General features: G+C 61.9%; 18 protein-coding genes. 9 read left to right on the top strand and 9 right to left on the bottom strand.

The window, feature by feature from the left end; all coding sequences use genetic code 11:
- Positions 1-125 precede the first annotated feature (125 nt).
- On the top strand, positions 126-1082 hold the full coding sequence (locus QQJ96_RS05355; protein WP_284330933.1) for a DMT family transporter: 957 nt from the start codon (positions 126-128) through the stop codon (positions 1080-1082).
- Positions 1083-1115: 33 nt separating this feature from the next.
- On the opposite strand, the gene QQJ96_RS05360 is transcribed toward QQJ96_RS05355, so the two are convergent.
- From QQJ96_RS05360 to QQJ96_RS05375, 4 genes are all read right to left on the bottom strand, one after another.
- A complete protein-coding gene (locus QQJ96_RS05360) occupies positions 1116-1523 on the bottom strand; it encodes a GFA family protein (RefSeq protein ID WP_284330934.1) in 408 nt (135 codons plus the stop codon).
- Between the two features lie 64 nt (positions 1524-1587).
- Positions 1588-3030 carry a GGDEF domain-containing protein gene (locus QQJ96_RS05365; RefSeq protein WP_284330935.1) on the bottom strand — a complete coding sequence of 481 codons (1443 nt, stop codon included), beginning with the start codon at positions 3028-3030 and terminating at the stop codon, positions 1588-1590.
- A 200-nt stretch (positions 3031-3230) separates the two neighbouring features.
- The gene (fghA, locus tag QQJ96_RS05370; RefSeq protein WP_284330936.1) at positions 3231-4061 is read right to left on the bottom strand and encodes an S-formylglutathione hydrolase; all 831 of its coding nucleotides are present in this window, start codon (positions 4059-4061) and stop codon (positions 3231-3233) included.
- A 9-nt stretch (positions 4062-4070) separates the two neighbouring features.
- Positions 4071-5180 carry an S-(hydroxymethyl)glutathione dehydrogenase/class III alcohol dehydrogenase gene (locus QQJ96_RS05375; protein ID WP_284330937.1) on the bottom strand — a complete coding sequence of 370 codons (1110 nt, stop codon included), beginning with the start codon at positions 5178-5180 and terminating at the stop codon, positions 4071-4073.
- Between the two features lie 350 nt (positions 5181-5530).
- Here QQJ96_RS05375 and QQJ96_RS05380 point away from each other — a divergent pair, with 350 nt between their 5' ends.
- The 5 genes from QQJ96_RS05380 (at position 5531) to QQJ96_RS05400 (ending at position 12446) form a co-directional block, all read left to right on the top strand.
- Complete coding sequence (locus QQJ96_RS05380) at positions 5531-6868, top strand: hypothetical protein (RefSeq protein ID WP_284330938.1); 1338 nt, start codon at positions 5531-5533, stop codon at positions 6866-6868.
- Positions 6869-7005: 137 nt separating this feature from the next.
- Positions 7006-8730, top strand: coding sequence for an aspartyl protease family protein (locus QQJ96_RS05385; protein ID WP_284330939.1), 1725 nt, complete (start codon positions 7006-7008; stop codon positions 8728-8730).
- Positions 8731-8892: 162 nt separating this feature from the next.
- On the top strand, positions 8893-10251 hold the full coding sequence (locus QQJ96_RS05390; protein ID WP_284330940.1) for an alkaline phosphatase family protein: 1359 nt from the start codon (positions 8893-8895) through the stop codon (positions 10249-10251).
- A 171-nt stretch (positions 10252-10422) separates the two neighbouring features.
- The gene (locus QQJ96_RS05395; protein ID WP_284330941.1) at positions 10423-11442 is read left to right on the top strand and encodes a glycoside hydrolase family 16 protein; all 1020 of its coding nucleotides are present in this window, start codon (positions 10423-10425) and stop codon (positions 11440-11442) included.
- A 92-nt stretch (positions 11443-11534) separates the two neighbouring features.
- Positions 11535-12446, top strand: a complete 912-nt coding sequence (locus QQJ96_RS05400) for a M15 family metallopeptidase (protein ID WP_284330942.1) — start codon at positions 11535-11537, stop codon at positions 12444-12446.
- A gap of 31 nt (positions 12447-12477) precedes the next feature.
- Here QQJ96_RS05400 and QQJ96_RS05405 read toward each other — a convergent pair whose 3' ends face one another.
- The 5 genes from QQJ96_RS05405 to QQJ96_RS05425 all read right to left on the bottom strand — a co-directional run bounded on the left by QQJ96_RS05405 (position 12478) and on the right by QQJ96_RS05425 (position 19129).
- Positions 12478-12840: a nuclear transport factor 2 family protein gene (locus tag QQJ96_RS05405; RefSeq protein WP_284330943.1), complete on the bottom strand. Its 363-nt coding sequence runs from the start codon at positions 12838-12840 to the stop codon at positions 12478-12480.
- A gap of 10 nt (positions 12841-12850) precedes the next feature.
- Positions 12851-14899 carry a M13 family metallopeptidase gene (locus QQJ96_RS05410; protein ID WP_284330944.1) on the bottom strand — a complete coding sequence of 683 codons (2049 nt, stop codon included), beginning with the start codon at positions 14897-14899 and terminating at the stop codon, positions 12851-12853.
- A 158-nt stretch (positions 14900-15057) separates the two neighbouring features.
- A complete protein-coding gene (locus tag QQJ96_RS05415; RefSeq protein WP_284330945.1) occupies positions 15058-16362 on the bottom strand; it encodes a c-type cytochrome in 1305 nt (434 codons plus the stop codon).
- A complete protein-coding gene (locus QQJ96_RS05420) occupies positions 16359-18629 on the bottom strand; it encodes a xanthine dehydrogenase family protein molybdopterin-binding subunit (protein WP_284330946.1) in 2271 nt (756 codons plus the stop codon). Before QQJ96_RS05420 ends, QQJ96_RS05415 begins: the two co-directional genes overlap by 4 nt.
- Complete coding sequence (locus QQJ96_RS05425) at positions 18626-19129, bottom strand: (2Fe-2S)-binding protein (protein ID WP_284330947.1); 504 nt, start codon at positions 19127-19129, stop codon at positions 18626-18628. Before QQJ96_RS05425 ends, QQJ96_RS05420 begins: the two co-directional genes overlap by 4 nt.
- Positions 19130-19348: 219 nt before the next feature.
- On the opposite strand from QQJ96_RS05425, the gene QQJ96_RS05430 reads away from it, so the two are divergent.
- The 3 genes from QQJ96_RS05430 (at position 19349) to QQJ96_RS05440 (ending at position 22717) form a co-directional block, all read left to right on the top strand.
- The gene (locus QQJ96_RS05430) at positions 19349-20440 is read left to right on the top strand and encodes an XdhC family protein (protein WP_284330948.1); all 1092 of its coding nucleotides are present in this window, start codon (positions 19349-19351) and stop codon (positions 20438-20440) included.
- A 16-nt stretch (positions 20441-20456) separates the two neighbouring features.
- Positions 20457-21074, top strand: coding sequence for a nucleotidyltransferase family protein (locus tag QQJ96_RS05435; RefSeq protein ID WP_284330949.1), 618 nt, complete (start codon positions 20457-20459; stop codon positions 21072-21074).
- Positions 21075-21289: 215 nt separating this feature from the next.
- Positions 21290-22717 (top strand): hypothetical protein, encoded by a 1428-nt coding sequence (locus tag QQJ96_RS05440; RefSeq protein WP_284330950.1) that lies wholly within the window; start codon positions 21290-21292, stop codon positions 22715-22717.
- Positions 22718-22727: the final 10 nt, after the last annotated feature.

Raw genomic sequence — 22727 nt, forward strand, 5'->3', positions numbered from 1 at the left:
TAACGATTGCGCGGGGCGGGAGTAAGCCGACCTTTGGCCCATGAGGGCTTAAATATGAGACAGGTCCGATAGATCCAGGCCTGCCTTCATCGTCCAATGCAGGTTGCAATTGCAGGGATCCGCACATGCCAGCCGCCAAAACCTCACCCGACTTTGCCGCCTATCTACTCCTGTTTGGGGTGGGCATCATCTGGGGTGGGCAGTTTCTCTTCAATGCCCAGGCGATCAACTATTTTTCGCCCGTCACGATTGCTGCCAGCCGCGTCCTGATCGGCGCACTGACGCTTACGGTTATCGCTTGGCTAGTGCCTGAAAAAGCGAAGTCGTCAGCCCAGCGTCCAGCGACAACCTGGCTGCTGTTGATCGCGGTAGCGCTGTTCGAAGCCGTGCTGCCGCTGTTCCTGATCGCATGGGGACAGCAGCATGTAGCCAGCAGCGTCACGGCGGTGATCGTCGGCAGCGTGCCGATCGTCACGCTGATCCTGTCCGTGCTGTTAGGCAGCCAGAAAAGCCGCTTCAGCGCTGCTTCCGGTGCAAGCGTGGCACTGGGATTCGTCGGCATCATCGTGCTGGTTCGCCCCGATGCCGGCGGCATCAGCCTGCAGAGCCTGATCTACCAGCTGGCCATTTTTGCCGGTGTGGTCAGCTTCGGGATGAGCCTGACCCTGTTTGAAAAACTTCCCCAGGGAACACCCATACGTTCCGCGCGGAACGTGCTGTCGCTGGCATCCGTTCCATTGGTCATAGCAGCCTGTCTTGAGGACAAGCCCTGGCTGCTCACCTGGAATTGGCACACGCTGATGCCAATACTGGTGTTGGGCGTGGTCAGTTCAGGCATTGCGTACTACATGTACGGACTATTGATCCAGCGTAGCGGCCCGGTCTTCACTTCCATTTCCAACTTTATCGTGCCGGTGGTTGGCGTACTGTTGGGTGTCCTGGTTCGCGACGAACCGTTTGGGAAAAAAGAGTGGCTGGCGCTGGCCTTGATTGTTGGCGCGCTGATCGTCAATGAACTCAAGGCCTTTTCCAAGCCTCGCTGGAATGCCGGCAAGGCCCCGCAATCGGAAAAAACTGGGTAGGCTGAGATGACAATCCCAGCTTACGATGCATCCCTAGTGTGGCGGCATCTTCTCGAACGCCGGCATGGCTTCGGCCAGGCGATGGAAAACCTGCTTGTCGCAGGTGTAGATCGCCATCTGCGGCTTACCGAACAGCGTGGGTTGATCCAGCGTGCCCACTTTCAGGATCACCAATGGCATGTCCGGGCGCCGCGTGACCAGATGGGTACCGCATTCCGGACAGAATTCTCGCGTGACCGGCTGTTCCAGGTCACTGCGCGAATAGGCCTTGATGGTTCCCTGGGTATAGCCGAACGTGTTGGCCGGCAACGCGAGAAACAGCTGCGGGGCACCGCCGCTGATGTATTGGCATTCGCGGCAATAACACTCGCCTTTCAGCACCGGCTCCCCTTCCGCCACATAACGCACCGCGCCGCAATAGCATCCACCCTCGAACTTCATGGTCGTCCCTCGATCCTGTAGTTTCGCAAGAGGCCGGAGTGTAACTTAGGCAAGCGCTCCAAACTCACGAAGAAGCATCGTCGAAAGAGTGCTGGAGTTTGGCTGAACGTGGCGGCGCGGCGACATTCCTGTCGCCCTCGCCGGACAGCACGTGCTCGACGCGCCAGCGCTCTCGCCGCCTGAGGCCGGCCTTTTCAATCAAGTCATGAAACGACTCGTCGGCATCCGGATCGCTGGTTGCCTCGCCGACACTGAAACGCGCCTTGTAGGAGCCTCCGGCGGCGTTCAAGGCTTCCATTGCTTCGCCAATGCGCATCAATGCGATCACGCCTCCGGTGTTCTCATCCTTGGTGATCACCACGAATTCATCGTTGCCGGTGCGAGCGACGATGTCCGCCGGATCGAAGCTCTCCCGCAACATGCGCGCCATGTCCTGGATCAAATGCGAACTTGCTTCCTGCCCGTAGGTATCACTGATTTCCTTGACGCCCTCGACCCTGAACACCAACAGCGTCAGCACGGTGCGGCTGCGCTGCGCCTCGCGGAAGGATTGCTCGCCCAGCCATTCGAAACCGCGGAAATTGAGCACCCCGGTCAGCTCGTCGTTCAGCGACAGCTCGCGCAATCCCTGCTCCAGATGATTGATGCGCCTGCCCATCAGCGCAACGAGCGCGGCCAGCGCCGCCGCCATCAGTGCGATGGTCAGACCTACCGCCACCTGAGGCGCAAGCCAACCCGCGCTCGCCATGGCGCTGCTGATCAGCATCAGCACGAACGGCAGCAGCAGCACCAAAGGCAGCACCTTGCGCGCCAGCTGGCTGCCGAGCCCTTGCCCGGATAGCGCCGAGAAATAACCCAGTTGCGTGCGCCAGCCGATCAGCGCAACCGCCAGCAGCAGCATGCACAGCAAAGTATGCGGCGACGTGCGCGTGGACATGCTTTGTCCGAACAACTGTACCGCGCCGTAGCAATAGCCGGAAAAAATAATCAGCGTGTGCAAGGCGAGCAGTAGCGTGAGCACGACTACCGTCACACCGGACAGCCGATGCGGTAGCGTGGCGATCAGCAGGCTCAGCGCCATCAACAGCAGATAGGCCGCCGTCTGCGTCGACATCAGTCCCGGCTTGTCGCTGGTCGGATCGGTCACGACCAGCGTGTCCAGGCCAGTGGAGCGTCCACTCAAATGCTCATACAGAGGTGCTACAGCCAGTAACAGGATCAACAGGGCCAGTGCGCGGCCGGACCACAAGCGCGATGGCGCCCGCCCGGAAGACAGCAGCAGAAGGCTTGCCGCACTCAACAGTATCCCGGCGGCGGTATCGAATTTCATCAGATACCAGCCATGCGGATAGCCCGGACGCAGATCTTTGAACATCCATGCCAGCAAGACCAGCAACGCGATCAGCGCAGCCACACAAAGACTGGCCATCTGCACAGCCGCCACCCGCTTCAAGAGAGAAGCAGAAGGCTGGCTCGTTGGCGGGGCAAGCAGGTCGTTTAGGTTCATGAGCGCGGCACGACAGTGGACTTGGACCAACTGAAACGCTCGAACGGACACGACCCTGGCGCCTCGCGCCATTCTCCCCTCCGGGTCGCGGGCCTAGCATACATCCGTGAAAGCGGATCCAAACAGCTGCTGGATCATGAAAAACCGCGTTACAACGTGAAGATTTTGTGTAGATGCGCGCCAGGGATAGTCATTCCTGCCTACCCCCGCAACGCCGCCGCGTGATAAGCCACATGCTCCCCAATGAAACTGGCCACGAAGTAGTAGCTGTGGTCATAGCCAGCACGCACGCGCAGCTCAAACGGATGCCCCGCCGCCTCTGCTGCCGCTTGCAACAGTTCCGGTTGCAGCTGGGTGTGCAGGAATTCATCCGCATCGCCCTGATCGACCAACAGCGGCAACTGTTCATTGGCGCTACTCACCAGTTCGGTAGCGTCATAAGCGCGCCAGGTTTCCCGATCGCTGCCTAGGTAGGCGCTGAACGCCTTTTCGCCCCAAGTCACGCGTGCCGGCGCCACGATCGGCGAAAACGCCGAAACACTGCAATAACGCCCGGGATTCTTCAACGCGATGGTCAACGCGCCATGCCCACCCATGGAGTGGCCGCTGATGGCGCGCTGCCGGGTTACCGGAAAATGCTGTTCGATCAACGCTGGCAGTTCGTGCGCAACGTAATCGTACATGCGGTAATGCTGTGACCACGGCGCCACGGTCGCATTGACGTAAAAACCGGCGCCCTGCCCCAGGTCATACGCAGCGTCGTTCGCCACATTTTCACCACGCGGGCTGGTATCGCACACCACGATCGCCACGCCATGCTCCGCGGCGTGACGCTGCGCGCCAGCCTTGGTGATGAAGTTCTGCTCGGTGCAGGTAAGCCCGGACAGCCAGTACAGCACCGGTACTCGTTGCGTTTGCGCCTGCGGCGGCAGATAGATGGCGAAACGCATCTCGCCGTCCACCGCTTTGGAGCGATGACGGTGAACTTCTTGCCAACCACCGCAACAGGCGTGACGTTCGATACGTTCCATGCCATCCCCTCAGAAGTGAATGACGGTACGGATCGACTTGCCTTCGTGCATCAGGTCGAAGGCCTGGTTGATCTGTTCCAACGGCAGGCGGTGCGTGATGAAAGGCTCCAGCCTGATTTCTCCACGCATGGCCTGTTGCACCATGCCTGGCAACTGGCTGCGTCCCTTGACGCCGCCGAAGGCACTGCCGCGCCATACGCGGCCCGTCACCAGCTGGAACGGACGCGTGCGAATTTCCTTGCCGGCGCCGGCCACGCCGATGATGATGCTCTCGCCCCAGCCCTTATGGCAGCACTCCAGCGCGGCGCGCATCACGTCCACGTTGCCGATGCATTCGAAGCTGTAGTCCACGCCGCCATCGGTCATCGCCACGATCACTTCCTGGATCGGCTGAGCATGATCCTTGGGATTGATGCAATCGGTTGCCCCCATTTCGCGCGCCAGCGCGAACTTGTCCGGGTTCAGATCCACCCCGATGATGCGCCCGGCCTTGGCCTGCACCGCGCCCTGGATCACCGCCAGGCCGATGCCGCCCAGGCCGAACACCGCCACCGTCGCACCCGCTTCCACCTTGGCGGTGTTATGGACCGCGCCGATACCGGTAGTGACGCCACAACCGAGCAGGCACACCTGGTCCAGCGGCGCCTGCGTGTCGATTTTCGCCAACGAAATTTCCGGCACCACGGTGTATTCGCTGAACGTGCTGGTACCCATGTAGTGGTAAATGGGTTTGCCCTGGTACGAGAAGCGCGTGGTGCCGTCCGGCATCAGGCCCTTGCCCTGCGTGGCGCGCACCGCCTGGCACAGGTTGGTCTTGCCGGAAAGACAGAACTTGCACTTGCCGCATTCGGCCGTGTACAGCGGAATGACGTGGTCGCCGGGCCGCAAGCCGGTGACGCCCTCGCCCACTTCCACCACGATGCCACCGCCTTCATGGCCCAGCACGGCCGGAAACACTCCCTCGGGGTCCTCGCCGGAAAGCGTGAAGGCATCCGTATGGCAAACGCCCGTGTGGGTGATCTTGACCAGCACTTCGCCGGCCTTGGGCGCGGCGACATCGATCTCGACTATTTCCAGCGGCTTGCCAGGGGCAAAGGCTACGGCGGCACGGGATTTCATGGGCAGGCTCCAGCAAGGCGACTCAAAGGCGTCGATTATCGTTTACGCGCGGCGGCGATCGGAATACACAAAGCTCCGGGCCCTATCAGCGCCACAAGCCGTGAGCGTAGGCTGGGATGACAATCCCAGCTTTCCATTCGACATCCCGATGCTGGGATTGCCATCCCAGCCTACGCTCCGCCAGACGGCATACAGTGTGGTGACAGGTGCATGGAATAGATCAGAGCATCCCTAGATGCCACCTGAGCGCAAAATGGCCGTACCGCGCCGCCGGAAAGTGGCTATTGGGACGCGGGCACCGGCCAGTCCATGATCGCAAGCGAGCCTTGACAGAGGTGAATCGCAACGCCATGACGATACGCCGCAGCACCGCCTTGGGATATGGAATGTGGCTGACCTGTGCCGCAGCAGCCGTCCACGCCCAATCGGCCGCGCAATGGCAGGCGCAGCAGGCCGCCGCGGGTGCGAAGGCCGACCGGATCATGGCCGAGGCCAGCCACCACAAAGGCCTGCTGGGCCAATACATGCGCATGCGCCAAGCCTATGCCGGCGATGATTCCCCCGCCTTCCGCCTGATCTTCGGGCAATACATCGCCTGGTACCTGAGCTTTCTCGGCGACTACCCGCTGGCCATGAAGAGCTTTTCCATTGCGCAACTGCCGCAGGCAAGCGACAAGCCATCGCCCTTGGAAAACGGCTATGCCGCCCGGCCTGCGCTGGATGCCATTCCCGACCTGGCCAAGAACTACCAGGTGGTACTACTCAACGAAGCGCACAATGTGGCGCTGACACGCAGCCTTACCGTGCCGCTGCTGAGCCGCCTGTATGCCCAGGGCTTCCGTTACTTTGCCGCCGAAACGCTTGCGCAAAGCGACACCAACCTGCAAACGCGCGGCTATCCCGTTGTCGACAGCGGCTTCTACACCCAGGAACCGGTGTATGGCGAAATGGTACGCACGGCGCTTAAGCTCGGTTTCAAGGTGATCGCATACGAAGCCACGTCCAATACCAGCAGTGCCGATGAGCGCGAGGCCGAACAGGCGCGTCATCTTTACGACAGTGTGTTCAAGCACGATCCCAACGCGCGGCTGGTCATCAATGCCGGCTACGAACACATCGTGAAATCGGGCGTCTATCTCGGCGGTGAATCGATGGCCGAACATTTGTACAAGCTTAGCGGTGCATCGATGCTCGCCGTCGACCAGACGGCGATGTACCCGCACCCCTCAAGCCAGAACGATCATCCGTATTACACGGCGGTGATGAAGCAGCTGCAGCCGCAGGCCCCCATCGTATTCGTCGATGCGCAGGGCAAACCATGGTCGCTGCGTTCGGCTTACGATGTCACCGTCTTCTTTCCGCCAGAGAAACTGGAACGCGGCCGGCCAACCTGGCTGAGCCTGGGTGGTCTGCGCCATCCACGCCTGGTAAGCGCGGATGGCTGCCGTGGCCATTACGCCTGCCTGGTCGAAGCGCGCTACAGCAACGAAGGAGCGGATGCGATTCCCGCCGACCGCATGCTGCTGGACTTGCCGCCAATGACTGTTTCCATTTCGGGTGTAGCGGCATACAGCAGCACGCAGGCCGTGCCCACGGGCAATCTCTATCTGCGGCCAGGCAGCTATCAATTGAGCTTTGTCGTGGGCGATGACAAAGTGCTGCACAAGCAAACGATCGAGGTACCGTAGCTTGCCCTGACTGCGTCCGTCGATGCCTACTCCCTTTTGCTCCCAGCCGGCACTCGACGACCCGGCGAACATTCTGCGACCATGCCCCGATGGAAGAGGGGAGAACGATGCGGATGCTGCGCTTTTGCTGTGCGTGCGTGGGTGTTTTGCTGGTAAGCCAGGCTTGGGGGAGCGCTTGCCATTTGGGGAAATACGGCACCTTGCCGGTGGAAATGCTTGGGGGGCAAGCCACCACCATGGTGAAAATCAACGGCACCCCTACGCGCCTTGCCCTGGACACCGGGGCCTTCTACAACATCATGTCAAAGGCTGCCGCCACTTCGCTGGGCTTGCGGACGCGAGCCCTGCCCGATGGCGTTCGCATCGGTGGCATCGGCGGCTCCTCGGACGCCAGCTACACCGACGTCAAGGAGTTTGGCGTCCTCGATTCGACGCTACACAAAGTTGACTTTATTGTAGGTGGTAGCGACGCCGGTCACGGCTTGCTGGGCGCCAACCTGCTCGATGCCGTCGACCTGGAACTGGACCTGGCCAATGGCAAGGCAACCCTGTTCGAAGAGGACCACTGCGATAAAACATCGCTGGCGTATTGGACCAAGGACGGTAACTACCGAATAGCCGATATCGAGCCGACCGACAACGCTAGCGACCGGCGTACTTTTTTGACCGTAACCATCAACGGCAAGAAGGTGCGTGCGCTGCTCGATTCGGGGGCTTCGTCGACCATTCTCACCCGCGATGCGGCCGAGCATATCGGCATCGATCTGAAGGCGCCGGAGGTCAAACAGGGCAACTCCACCTATGGCGTCGGCAGCAAGGTGATCAAGACCTGGATCGTACCTGTCGATACGTTCACGGTCGGAACCGAAACCATCGGGCACAGCCAGATGGAGGTGATTGACGGAAGCATTGGCGACCGCAATACGGACATGTTGCTGGGCGTGGACTTTATCCTTGCGCATCACATGTTCATCGCCAACAGCCAGAAGAAGGTTTATTTCACCTACAACGGCGGGCGCGTGTTTACGTTAGCCGCGGCGCAGGGCGACGACGAGCACGCTGACGCCGCTGCCGGCGACAGCGCCAAGACCGCGAATGATTACGCCTTGCGTGGCCAGGCGCACCTTTCCCGCGGCGAATCGAAAGCGGCCATGGCCGACCTGGATGAAGCGATTAGATTGGCCCCTGGCCAAGCCATTTACTACGCGGCCCGTGCCAGGGCGTTGATGGCTGAGAAGCAGCCCGCTGCCGCGCTCGCCGACCTGGACAAGTCCCTTGGCCTGGAGCCTAAAAACCCTGATGCCTTGCTGCTGCGTGCGGAGCTTCGCCTGGCGCACGAGGAGCGCACGGGAGCCGTTGCCGACGTGACGGCGGCCAGCGCCCTGGTGCCTGCAGGCTCAGCGCAAGCGCGCCGGATTGCCTCGCTGTACATTCAACTCGAACAACCAGCGAACGCCCTGCCCTACCTGGACGATTGGATACGCCTGCATGGCAATGACGCACTGCTTGGCTCCGCCCTCAACGAGCGCTGCTGGGCGCGCAGCCTGAGCAACCAGATGCTGGACGAGGCATTGAAGGATTGCCGCAAGGCGATCAGGCGTGACGGGGAAAACCCAGCCTATCTGGACAGCCTTGGCCTGGTTCAACTGCGGCTGGGACATTACCCGGACTCCATCAAGGCCTACGAGCAGGCCCTGGCGCAGCACCCGCATTCTGCCTGGTCGCGCTATGGCCTGGGCCTGGCGAAAATCCGCCAAGGCCAGACGGATGCAGGCCACGCCGACCTGGTTGCCGCGCATGCCATCGATCCGCAAATCGACGCACGCGCCGCCAAGTATGGGCTGGGGGCGACGGCGCCCTAGGCACAATGGCGCGCGTAGGCTGGGATGACAATCCCAGCATCGGGATGCCGTATGGATAGCTGGGATTAGCATCCCAGCCTATGCGCTCGGCCGCTTCGTGATCGAAGCACCTGCAAGGGGCATCCGATAGACTCAGGATGTTTTGCCCACCACCGGTGCTCCATGCGCAAACTGCTCGCCTTCATGCTTGCCTTCGCGTCCCTGGGCGCCGTCCACGCCCAGACATTCCACAACGACGGTACGGCCGCCACCCACGGCCCCATTGTCGTGCTCATCACCATCGACGGTTTTCCGGCGCGCGCACTGCGAGACCCGAAGCTACCCATGCCCACGCTGCGCAAGCTGATGCAGGAAGGCGTCTACGCGCAGGCCATGCAGCCAATCAATCCTGCCGTGACCTGGCCCAATCACACCACCCTGATCACTGGCGTGAACGCCAGCGAGCATCATGTAATGGCCAACGGCCTTATCACGTTTCCGCCGGACGGCAGCAAGCCGCAAGTGAAACCCTGGACGCCCAAAGATCAACTGGTACACGCCCGCACGCTATACGACGCGCTAGCGGAAAAAGGCATGAGCACGGGCCAGGTGGATTGGGTGGCAATCTACGATGCCAAGCATGTGCAATGGTCGTTTGCCGAACAGCCCGATGCGAATGGCTTGATTGCGCGGGACCTGATCGCGCAAGGTCTGGTCACGAAAGAGCAACTGGCGACGTTCGGCGACGACAGCACACCGGCGTGGCGGGATGAAATCTGGACCGATGCCGCCATCGATATCCTTACTCGCCACACTCCCAACCTGCTGCTGTTCCATCTGTTGCAAACCGATACGTTGCAACACGAATACGGCGCGCTCTCACCGGCCGCTTATGCTGCCTATGCTTATGCGGATACATGCATCGCAAATCTGATCGATGCAGCGCGCAAAGCGGGCTTGCTCGATCGCATCACGTTCGTGATCGCTTCCGATCACGGCTTTGCCGATTACACGCATCTCATCCATCCCAATGCCGAACTGGTGCGACAGGGTTTGCTCCACAGCGTGCAAGGCAGCTACCGGGGCGACGTATGGATTCAGCCGGAAGGTGGCGAAGCTTCGCTGTATATTCGCGACCGCTCCAAACGCGCCGCACTGGTACCCAAGCTCAAGGCCGACTTCGAAAAGCTGCCGGGCGTCGCCGCGGCCTATACCGCGAGCGATGCCAATCAGCTCGGCCTTCCCACACCCGGCTCCACCGACCAGGCACCCGATTTGTACCTTGCCGCCAAGGCCGGCTATTCCTTCACGGATGGCAGCAAGCAGCTGATCACGGACGTCAATCCAGCCCGCGGCGGACACGGCTATCTCAACAGCGAAGCAGACATGCAAGCGCTTTTCATTGCTGCTGGAGCCCACGTACGGCACGGCGCGGCACTGGGCGTAATCAGCAACTTGCGCGTCGCTCCCACCATCGCCAAACTATTGCAGGTGTCATTGCCAGCAGCCACACAAGCGCCTCTCAGCGAAATATTGCAATGATTGCTCCACGCTGAGACTTGCGCGGCAGATTTGCTTTTCAAAGCAAGACACATTAAGAACGTGTGCAGGGGACGTCCTTTCCCCGTGTTTTTTTGTCCGCCTGCCCGGCCTCGCCGGGTCGGCACAGTAGAGAGCGTGCCGCAGGACGGACGTTGCTCATCCCGGTAGTTTATGCAGATCAAGAAAATCTCCTCCGCCGTCACCACCCTTGCTGCAGCATGCGTGCTTGGCGCGGGTTTCATGGGCTTCAGCCGCGACGCGCGAGCCATCGACCTTCCCACTCCGCCCGGCTGGCAGTTGCAGTGGGGTGACAACTTCGCCGGTCCGGCCGGCTCCCTGCCCTCGACGGCCAACTGGCGCATCGACACCGGCCATGGCTATCCGAACGGTCCGGTGAACTGGGGCACCTCGGAAATCGAGAACTTCGCAGCCGATCCGTCCAACCTGCGCCTGGATGGCCAGGGCCATCTGCTGATCACGCCGCAGCGTGACGCCAGCGGCCAATGGACGTCCGGACGCATCGAGACCATTCGCGACGACTTCAACGCGCCCGACGGCGGCGCGTTGCGCATGGAGGCGCGCATCCAGATGCCGGATGTGACCGGATCGCGTGCACTCGGCTATTGGCCTGCATTTTGGGCGCTGGGCAGCAACTACCGCACCACCATGGCCTGGCCCAAGTCCGGCGAGTTCGACATCATGGAGAGCGTCAACGGCCTCGACGCTGCCTGGGGCATCCTGCATTGCGGCATCAATCCCGGCGGCCCGTGCGGTGAACCGATCGGCATCGGCGCCCGCCTGCCCTGCCCGCATGAAGCCTGCACCGCCGGCCCGCATACTTTCACATTCGAGTGGGATCGCAGCGTCACACCGGAGCGCATGCGCTGGTTCGTCGACGGCCAGCTGATCAATCAAGTGGCGGAAAACCAGCTTTCGGCCGAGACCTGGCGCGAACTCACCCAGCAGCACGGCTACTTCCTGCTATTGGACGTAGCGATGGGCGGTGGCTTCTCGTTCGTAATGGCCGGCTGGAAACCCACGCCCACACCGGAGACCGAGCCGGGCCACTCCATGGTGGTGGATTACGTGGCAGTGTGGACCAAGCCCAGCACCGGCAAGAAGATGCCGGCACCGGCGGAAATGGCAGCCGATGCGGCGAAGCCGGGACAGAAGCCTTCGTCCAAGAGCTGACGTAGGCTGGGATGGCAATCCCAGCATCGCGATCTTGTCAGCACGGAAATGCTGGGATTGACATCCCAGCCTACCTAACACGGAGGTTTGAGATGCGACGCCTGATCAACACAGCGTTGTTCATGATGGTCGCGGGAGGTGTGCAGGCTGGCACCAGCGCAAGTCTGCCGACCGTCGAACCGCTTTCCCCACTCGATTGCCAAGCGATGGCGCAGCACAACACTTTGCGACCGGACAATCCCGTCGCCTGCCAACGCCTGCGCTCCGTGCATTTCAGCTACCACTCTGATGCAGGGATCAAAAAGGACGGAACACTGGTGGTGCTCGACGTAATCGCCCCGCAAGTGGCTCAATTGATGCAGCAGCTTGTCGACCAAGGCTTCTACATCAACAAGGCCAGGCCCATGGAGGCCTACGAAGGCGACGACCTCGCCTCCATGAACGACAACAACAGTTCCGCATTCAATGGCCGCCGAACGGCGACCAGCAGCAACTGGTCGCTGCACGCCTATGGCGTCGCCATTGACATCAACCCGCTGCAAAACCCCGCCATCTATGCCAACCAGCGTGAAGACGCCGAGGGCAATGTCGTGCCCGGACAGCCGGGCATGGCCTTGGTTCGCCCAACCGCATCCTCCAGCGGCAGCAACAACTATCTCAATCGCAACGTCTATCGGGCAAGACCGGACCAGGACGGCTATTACCGCCCCGGCATGGCCGAATCGGTGGCCGACCTGTTCGCGTACCACGGTCTTCTGACTTGGGGCGGAGACTGGAACGATCCGCTCGATTACCAGCACTTCGAAGTAGGTCCACGCTCTTTCATCGAACGCCTGTATGCGGCTGATCCTGCCCAAAGCGCCGATCCTGTCAAAGGACGTCGGCTATTTGCTCGCTACGTGGAAGCCTTCAGGTCGTGTCTTGCCTCACAACAGAACCATTTATCACACGCTTCGCAACGGCGAGCGTTCTGCGCAAGGGAAACGATCAGCCAGTTTTTGTAGGCTGGGATGAGAATCCCAGCCTATCCGCGTTTCATCCGGGGATCAGCGTGCCTTGGTGAAAAACCATCTGCCAAGTCTCGCCCCGCTTCTGCCATAGCGAGCTGCGCAAGCTGAGCACCGGTGGTTGCGAGCATCGCCTCACCCGATAGGTCAGCAGTGCAACGTCCGCTGCCAACATGCGCGTTTCGAATTGCGACGCTGCCAGTTTTAGCGGCGATTCCGCTTGCAGCAACGCGATGATGTCTGCCTTGGTGAATACGCGGCCGGAGCTGCCGAATTCGATAAAATCGTCCGCCAGCAGGCGCGCAACGGCGTCTGAATGCCGGATCTCCGGCTGCAGCAGGTCCAGCTCCCACTGCACCAGACTTTGTTCAAGGGACAGCTGATCGTCCATCCGCACCTGCCTACCAGATCTTTACGCGCTGATCCGGCGACAGGTACAGCTTCTCGCCCGGTTTCGCTTCGAACGCCGGATACCAGCCATCGAGATTGCGTACCGCCTGCGCTCGGATGCTTTCGGGCGCATGCACATCAGTGGCCAGCTGCTGGCGCAGCGCGGCATCGCGGACTTTGGAACGCCAGCTTTGCGCATACGCGATGAAGAAGCGCTGGTCGCCGCTGAGGCCATCGATCACCGGCGCCGGCTTGCCGTGCAAGGAGCGGTGATAAGCCGCGTAGGCGATAGCCAGGCCGGCAACATCGGCGATGTTCTCGCCCAAGGTCTGCTGTCCGTTGACGTACAAACCCGGCAGCGCCTCGTAATGGTTGTACTGTTCGGCGAGTTTCTGGGTATCGGCATGGAAGTGCGCCGCATCCTGCGCTGTCCACCAGTTCGCCAGCCGGCCTTGCGCATCGAAATCGGCGCCAAGGTTGTCGAAGCTGTGGCTGATTTCGTGACCTATCGTCGCGCCGGTGGCGCCATAGTTGGCGGCATCGTCGGCAGCGGGGTCGTAGAACGGCGGCTGCAGGATGGCAGCGGGGAAATTCAGCGCGTTCTGCAGCGGCAGGTTCACCGCATCCACCGTTTGCGGCGTCATCCACCATTCACCGCGATCGACCGGCTGATGCAGCTTGGCCAGCTGGTAGCGATAGTTTTCGTCGACAGCGCGCCGATGATTGCCCAGCGCATCGTCGGCGCGAATTGCCAGCTCGCTGTAGTTGCGCCAGGTATCCGGATAGCCCACGCCCACCCGCAGGGTAGACAGTTTTTCTTTCGCCTTGGCGCGCGTAGCCGGTGTCATCCAGGCGAGCGTGTCGAGCCGTTCGTCGAAGGTGGCGATCAGGCTCTTCACCATCGCCTGTACCTTGGTCTTCGACGAGGCCGGGAAATAGCGCTTCACGTAGACTTGGCCTACCGCATCGCCCAAATCCCCACTAGTGGCATCCACCGCGCGCTTCCAGCGTTCCGCCTGCTTGGGCGTGCCCCGCAAGGTGGTGCCATAGAAATCGAAATGCAGCTGGGCGTAAGCCTTGGGCAACAACGGCGCAGCCTTGTCGATCGCGTGATAGCGCAGCAATGCCTTCCACGTATCGATCGGCTCGCTTGCCACCAGGGCGGCGAGACCGGTCGTGCCAGCCGGTTGCCAAACACCGAAACGCTGCTGGTCGCCAAGCTTTGCCGCATTGAAATAGATCTTCCAATTCAGCCCCGGCGCTTTCTGCGCGAAGTTGGCCAGGGTCCACACCTGGTTAGCCTTGTGAATGTCTTCGCTGTCGAGCAGGCTTTCCTGGGCCTGCGCGATCCTGGTTTCCAAGCCCATGATGGCTTTGGCTTGCGCTTGCGCATCCGTTGTAGCAGCCAGCTTGAGCAAGGCGGTCACGTACGCCAGATACTTCGTTCGTGCCTCCGCCATTTCGGCATCCTGCGACAAGTAATAATCACGGCTGGGCATCGCCAAACCGCCCTGCAGCAGATACGGCATGTTGTGTGCGGGGTCTTCCAAGCCTTGTGCCACGAACAAACCGAACAAATGCTCGGTATGGAAATGGGTGGCATTGACGGGATCGACATCGGCCCGCAGTTCGCCACCGAGCACGCGGGCCAGATCGTCGCGCGTCTTGATCGCATCGATCCCATCCAGCTCGGCCTTCAAGGGTGACAAGCCGTGCTGTTCGATCGCCGTCTCGTTCATGAAAGCGGCGTAGTAATCGGCAATCTTGCGTTCGTTGGAAGCCGCCGCCGGATGCGTGCTCGCCATGTTGCGGATCAGGTCCGCCGTGCGCTGCTCGGTAAGCTCTTCCAAAGCTTCGGTGGGACCGGTGCTGGAGCGATCGGCGGGAATATCGGTGTGCTTTACCCAGGTGCCGTTGGCATAGCTGAAAAAGTCGTCGCCTGGCTTGACGGCGTGGTCCATGCCGGCCAGATCGATGCCGCTCTGCTGGGTGGGGGCGGCGATTAGCGCTGATGCGGTGCCAAGCAGAGTGAATGCAAGAATGCGGTGCAGCGAATGCATGGTAACAACTCCCTTTACGCGGATGAGCGGGAGCATAGCCTTGTATGGGCTGATCTTGCAGGTGACATTTGGGCTAGCGGTAGCGCGTAGGCTGGGATGACAATCCCAGCATCGGGATGCCATGAAAGAAAGCTGGGATTAGCATCCCAGCCTACGCGCTACAACTGTTTGCGCCGCTCCGCCACGTCATCCGGCGTCACCGTGCCCTGCTTGTTGCCGAAGTGCCCGATCACGTAATTGCTGAGCGCTGCGATCTCAGTGTTCGAATAGGCATTGCCAAAGCCCGGCATGAACACGTTGGCACCCTCGCCGCGCAGGCTGGAACCATGCAATAGAACCTGCGTGATGTTGCTGCCATGCACATCATTCACACCGCGTGCGCCGAGCAGGGAAGCATACGGCGTCTGCTGACCCTTGCCATTCCATTGGTGGCAACTGGCGCAAGCACCCTCGAACAGCTTCAAGCCTTGCGCATCCGCCTGCGCATCTCCGGAGGAGGCGTAGTCACTGGAAGCCAGGGCCGGCGCAGGCTTCGCATCGACGGCAATCGGATCCTTCCCAGCGAGTGCAGGCGCGCTGCGCAGGTAAGCAACCAATGCGCCGGTATCGGGCGGCTGCAGGAAACGCAGGCTGTTTTCCACCGCCTCGGCCATCGGGCCGGAGGCGGAGCCATGGCCATCGGCATGGCCGGTGGAGAAGTAGCTGGCGATATCGCCATCGCTCCAGGCACCGATGCCGTGCACCGGATCGGAAGTGATGTTGTACGCGCGCCAGCCTTGCAGCACTTCGCCGGAAAATTCCTGGCTGTGATCCAGCGCGAAAGCGGCATTTCTGGGCGTGTGGCATTCGGCGCAATGGCCCAAGGCGGTAGCAAGGTATTTGCCGCTGTTCCATTGTGCCGATTGTGCCGCATCGGGCTGGAAGCGTTGGCTCTTGAAAAACGCCGCGTTCCAGAAACCGATCGCCCAGCGCTGGTTGTACGGAAAGGAAAGATCGTTCAGCCGGTTGGGCTGCGAGATCTTTGGCAGGCTGAAGAGATAGGCCTTGATCGCGAGCACGTCGCTGCGGCTCAGCAGCGTATAGGAACTGTAGGGAAACGCCGGATACAGATGCTCACCACCCTTGCCGATGCCGTCATGCAAAGCACGCACGAAATCATCGTCGCTCCAACTGCCGATGCCGGTGGCTGCATCCGCCGTGATGTTGGACGAGTAGATGGTGCCGAACGGCAGGCGGAACGGCACACCGCCGGCAAAGGCTTTGCCCGAGCCAGGCACGCTATGGCAGGCGGCGCAGTCCGCCGCCTTGGTGAGGTATTCACCACGCGCAAGCACGTTCGCCGTGGGCGGGGCACCAGCGATGGCCGGCGCAGTGCCCGTGGAACTGTCGGAGCGATTCAAATACAGATAGGCGCCGGCGCCGATCAGCACCAAGATCACCAACACCAGGAGAAAACGTTTCATGCGATCTCCCTCCCCGCGGTCGCGGCGGCCGAAGCCACGGACTTCAGCGCCGCAGGGTTTTGCACCAGCAGATCGCGATCCACGGGAAGTTGGTAGAGCCGCACGCCGGTAGCGGCAAAGATCGCATTGGCAAGCGCGGGGGCGGCAATTGCCGTGCCCACTTCACCCAGGCCGCCCGGTGGTTCGGCGTTGACCACACGGTGCACCTCCACCACCGGCGCCTCGTTGATGCGCAGCACGCGGTAGTCGTTGAAATTGCCCTGCTCGACCGCGCCGTGCTTGATGGTGAGCCCGCTGTACAGTGCGGCACTGAGCCCGAACAGCACGCCGCCCTGCACCTGCGCCTCGATGGAACTGGTGTTGACGGCGATACCAACGTCGATGGCCGCGACCACCTTGCGCAGGCGTACCTCGCCCTGCGGAGTGACTTCCGTTTCCACGATCACGCATACATGGCTGCCGAACGGCTCGCCCAGTGCGATGCCGCGTCCTACTCGCTGGGGCAACGGCTGGGCGCCCCAGCCGATTTTTTCCGCCGCCAGATTCAATACGCCCAGCGCACGTGCATTCTTCTGCAACAGAGAACGGCGAAATTCGAGCGGATCCTTGTTCGCGTGATGGGCCAGTTCGTCGAGGAAACTTTCCACCACGAACAGATTGTGCGTAGGCCCCACGCCACGCCACCAGCCGACAATGATGCCAGGCGGCATGTCATGCCGTATCCACTCCACCCGCGCCTTGGGAATGTCGTAGGGAAGCTGCACCACGCATTCCACCGCATCGCTGTCCAGACCGTCCTTGCCCATCGCACCCGGTGCGAAACGCGCCAGCACGGAGCCGCCGCTGGTGCGATAGCCAAACCACAGCGGCCGGCCGTTGGCGTCGACCACGGCGGAGATTACGTCGTGGTACATCGGCCGCATATGGTCCTGGCGAATGTCTTCCTCGCGCGTCCACACCACTTTCAGCGGATACGGCACCTGTTTGGCCAGGGTCACCGCCTGCTCCACCCAGTCGGTTTCCAGCCGACGCCCAAAGCCGCCGCCCAGGTACTGGTTGTGCAGCAGGATTTTTTCTTCAGGCAGGCCGGTGATCTTCGCCGCTTGCTGCGCGGCGCGCATCGGCACCTGCGTGCCGGTCCAGATCTCGCATTGATCGTGGCTGACGTGCACGGTGCAATTCATGGGTTCCATTGTCGCGTGCGCAAGCATCGGCGACTGGTATTCCGATTGCACCAACGTGCCCTGCGGCCGCTCGCCGTCATCGCGCGCCACAATACCTTTGCCGTTGCGTGCACTATCGGCGATAGCATCCTGCAATTGGCGCGTGGTGAGGTTGGCGTTCTCGCCCCGGTTCCACTCGATCACCAGCGCGTCCATGCCTTTCTTCGCGGCCCAGAAGTGCTCGCCCACCACGGCGACGGCATTATCCAGGCGCAATACGTCCACCACCCCCGGCAGCTTGCGCGTGGCCTGGTCATCGATAGAAGCAAGCTTGCCGTTGAACGTGGGGCATGCCATCACGGTGGCGACCTTCATGCCCGGCACGCGCACGTCGATGCCGAATTGCGTGGCGCCTTTCACCTTGTCCGACGCGTCCACGCGCCTGATCGGCTTGCCGATCAGCTTGAAATCCTTGGGGTCGGTAAGCACAACCTTATCCGGCATGGGCAGCCGGCCCGCCGTGTCGGCCAGTTTATTGAAGCTGGCACTGCGCCCCGATGGCGGGTGATGCACTACACCACGGTCTACCACACAGGTAGCGGGGTCCACGTGCCACTGTACGGCCGCCGCGCTCACCAGCATGCTGCGCGCTACCGCGCCGGCTTCGCGCAGCACCGACCAGGTGGCACGCGTGCTGGTGGAGCCGCCGGTAATCTGCCCGCCCAACGCGGGAATACCGTACAGCTCGTCGCTGGGTGGCGAATGTTCAAGCTTGATCTGATCCAGGCCCACGCCGAGTTCTTCGGCCAGCAACATGCAGCAGCCGGTATAGATGCCCTGCCCCATTTCCACGCTGGGCATCACCAGCCGTACTGGGCCTTCGCTGTCGACGCGGATGAAAGCATTGGGCGCAAAGGGCGGATTGCCGTCGGCCATCGCCGCCGCGGTGTCGCCGGGCTGCCGGCGGGCGCTCATCATCGCCGAGGCCGCGCCGGTACCGCCCAGCCACAGGAACGCGATCGCCAAACCGCTGGATTGCAGCATCCGGCGACGTTGCAGGTCGACAGCCTGTTCCGGCTCTTGCGGGAAGGATTCGTTGCTCATGACGCTGCTCCCTCCGGCGTGCTGTCGATCGTCTGCAGGACCTCGGCCTTGCCGGTAGCAGCCTGCTTGATGGCCGCACGAATGCGCACATAGGTGGCGCAGCGGCAGAGGTTGCCGGCCATCGCCGTGTCGATGTCCTGATCGGTGGGATTGGGGGTATGCGCCAGTAGCGCCGCCGCCGTCATGATCTGGCCGGACTGGCAATAACCGCATTGCACCACGTCCACCTCCAGCCATGCCTGCTGGATCTTCTGCCCGCTGGGCGTATTGCCCACCGCCTCGATGGTGGTGATGGCGCGGCTGCCGATCGCCCCTACCGGAAGCACGCAGGAGCGCACCGCCTGGCCGTCCAGATGCACGGTGCAGGCACCGCATTGCGCCATGCCGCAGCCGAACTTCGTGCCGGTCAGGCCGATGACGTCGCGCAGCACCCACAGCAACGGCATGTCATCGGGTACATCGACCGGGTACGACTGGCCGTTGACGGACAAGGACAGCATGCAAGCCTCCGTACTGCGTCAGGAGCCGCGTGGTGCCTGAATCGCCGGCGCTTGCCTAAAACTCGCGCGCTTTCAGTCACGCAACTGGGAACCACCCATTCAACACAGCCGACGTGATAATGGCGTGCCGGCACCCAAACCACGGGATGGCATCGAACGGCAAAGCCGTGACACCATCAGCGCCATCGATTCTGCGCCTTTTGTCCATCCACAGCAAAGATGAATTCGGCCCACGAGCTATCCACCCTGATTGCAGCGTTACGCGATCTGCACACCCAGGCCGCACCGAAAGCCGCGCTTGCCACGCTCACTCGCACACGTGGCTCCACCTTTCGCCGCCCCGGCACCCGCATGCTGGTATTGGGCGATGGCCAGGTGGTATGCGAGCTGTCCGGTGGCTGCCCGCAACGCGACATCGTGGCACGCGCGATGGAGGTCATGGACAGCGGCGAGCCACGGCTGGTCGGTTACAACGCGGAATCGGGCCTGGATGTATTGATCGAGATGGGCTGCGGCGGCGAACTGGAAGTGCTGGTCGAGCCGCTGCTGGCGATCCGCGATACGGATTTCATCGACACGCTCTCGCGCTGTCTCGACGAACGGCGCACGCTGCATATGGCTACGTTGTTCGCGTTGGACCGCAATACGGTCATGCCACGAAGGCTGGTATGGAATGGAAATGGGGTTGCGTACGACGCCATCGGTGATGCGTCGACCGTGCAGGCCATCATGTCGCATGCGTCCAGATCGCCTACAAGGCGCGCGACCACGCTTAGCATTCCATCGATAGGCGGCATGGCCGACGTATTGATGGAGGCCATTGCACCGCCTCACGCCCTGGTGGTGATCGGCAGCAGTGCCGCGGCGCGCGCCTTGCTGCCGCTGGCAAGCGCGCTGGGATGGCGCACCACGCTGGTCGACCACGATCCCGCCCGCCTCCGCGCCGGCGATCTTCCCGCAAGCTTGCATACCGCATGCGCTACACCTCAGCAGCTCAAGGATGCGATCACACTCGATGCCCACAGTTCGGTAGTAGTGATGACGCACAATCTCGAACAGGACATCGCCTACCTCGCCGCCTTGCGCAACGCGCCGGTGGCGTACATTGGCGCGCTTGGTTCACGCGAACGCGTTGCGCGCATGCGCAACAGTCCGGCGCTCGGCGGATTGCACGTGCATGCGCCGGCCGGCCTGGACATCGGCTCGGAAACGCCGGAGGAAATCGCGCTGGCGATCGCCGCGGAAATCATGGCGGTGGTCAACGGCCGCGGCGGCGGGCATCTGCGCGACAACGATGGCGCCATCCATTAGCTGCAACGGTGAATCCATGCACGCAGATACCCCCGTTATCCTGTTGCTTGCCGCTGGCGAGGGCAGCCGCTTCGGCGGCGCCAAGCAGCTGGCGCCGATTGCCGGCGAGCCGATGGTGCGGCGCGTGGCGCGCATGTTGCTGGAGACGGACATGCCGCTGGGCGTAGTCACCGGCGCCTACGCCGACGAGGTCGAAGCGGTGCTCGACGATCTGCCGCTCACCCTGATCCGTTGCGAAGACTGGCGACTGGGCATGGGCCATTCGCTGGCCGCGGGCGTGCACGCCTTGATGCATGCGTTTGCGCAGGCTACGGCCGTGCTCGTCTGCCTGGCCGATCAGCCTATGCGGGATAGCGAATCGGTGCGCGCCATGCTTCGGCGTCATCAGCAGGCGCCGGACCGCGTTCTTGCCACCAGCCTGCACGGCACACTAGGGCCGCCAGCGCTGTTTCCTCGCGACTGCTTCAAGACTTTGGCCAGCCTGTCCGGCCAGCACGGCGCGCGCGCGATACTGCAGCAGGAAGCGCAGCGCATGGAGCTATTCGAGTCGGAAGGCCTTGGGGACGTCGATACGGCCGAAGACCTGCGGCGCTTGCAAGCATTGCTGGACAATACGCCCCATCCAACGCCATAGACGCCTTTCCGCATCGGATGCCGGATTTGCAGGGAAAACAACTGGCCTTTTAGCCATAAATGCGTAAAGTCGGCCCCAGGATTCGAACCTGCGCGGCTGCTTGCTGCCTTGCAGCACATCAGCGCACGGCAAGGGTAACGAAGCCTGGTTAACCGCCGGGTTGGGTACGCACTCCGTCAATTCCATTGCGGGAGGTTGCGGTCATGAGCTACGCCATGAAACGACATGCCCTGTTTCTAAGCCTTGCCGCGCTGAACCTGGCCGTTGCCGCTCCCGCCTTCGCGCAAAAGAACGACCAGCGCGATGCCCAGATCAAGGCGCTGAAAGCCCTGGTGGAAAAGCAGCAGCAGCAACTCGATCAGCAGCAGCAAGATCTGAAGCAGATGCATGACGCGCTGACCCAATTGCAGAACCAGCAGACGCAGCAGCAAACGCAGATCCAGCAGACCCAACAGGTCCAGGCGCAGCAGGCAAAAACCATGGCGGCGGTGCCCGCCAAACCGATCTTCAGCAGCGCGCCGGGCGTTTCGGTGGCCTTGCATGGTTTCATCGACGCGACCGCGTTTTCTCAGAGCAGGAACTTCACTTTCGGTAACGGCCAGAACGCCGAATACCCGATACCGGGCGCGCCCGGCAGGCTTAGCGGCGTGGATGTCCGCAATACGCGTTTCTGGCTGGACTTCAGCGGCGCGAAAGTGGCCGGCGACTGGACCGGCGGAGGACGCCTTGAATTGGATTTTTTCGGCGGCAACAACGGCACCGGCCCCTACTCACAGCAACAGCCCCTGCCCCGCCTGCGCCAAGCCTACATGACACTGACCAATCCGCTGACCGGCAGCAACTTCCAGATCGGCCAGATGTGGGATCTGATGTTTCCGCTGGATGACCTGCCCACTTCGCTCAGCCACATCGCCTTTCCGCTGGGCTACGGCACCGGCATCATCGGCTGGCGCTTGCCGGGCATCATCTTCTCGCAGGATCTCAACCATGGCTCCACGGGCCCGCTGTGGCGCCTGGATGTCGGCGCCTTCGAGGGCACCTGGAGCGGTCCGGGCAACCCGGTGAACTACATCAGTGCGGCCAATGCCGGCTTTCGACCCCAGCTAGAGGCAAAACTGCACCTGGAGCAGCCCAAAGACTGGCTGCTGTTCGCCGCCGCGCACTGGAGCCAGATCAACCTGGCCGGCGTGGGCAACAGCGCGCCAACACCGATCAAACGCGAGTTCTCCAGCACCGCGTTCGAACTGGGCGGCCAATGGACACCCGACCCATGGGTATTCAGGAGCGTGGTCTATACCGGCCGCGGCATCGGACAGATCTTTGGCGATCTTTCGCAATTTGGCGACATCAAGGACACCGGCGGCTACGTGATGGGCGGCTACAAGTTCAACCCGAACTGGAGCAGCAATCTGTTCTATGCCCTGAGCAAGCCCAACGCCAACGAGGTGGTCCGCTGGCTGGGTAATGGCGCTACCGGCCTGCTGAAAAATCGTCAGGCGGCGGCGAACCTGATCTACAGCGTGGGCGATTACTCGTTCGCCCTGGAATGGATCCACTCCATGCTCGACTCCACCACCAACGGCAAGACGCGCACGCGCACCAGCGGCAATCAGGTGAACGTGAGCGCGTATTACAAGTTCTGAGGCGATCGAC

It is taken from the genome of Dyella flagellata, from assembly GCF_030160275.1.
In the GTDB taxonomy this organism is placed as follows: domain Bacteria; phylum Pseudomonadota; class Gammaproteobacteria; order Xanthomonadales; family Rhodanobacteraceae; genus Dyella_B; species Dyella_B flagellata.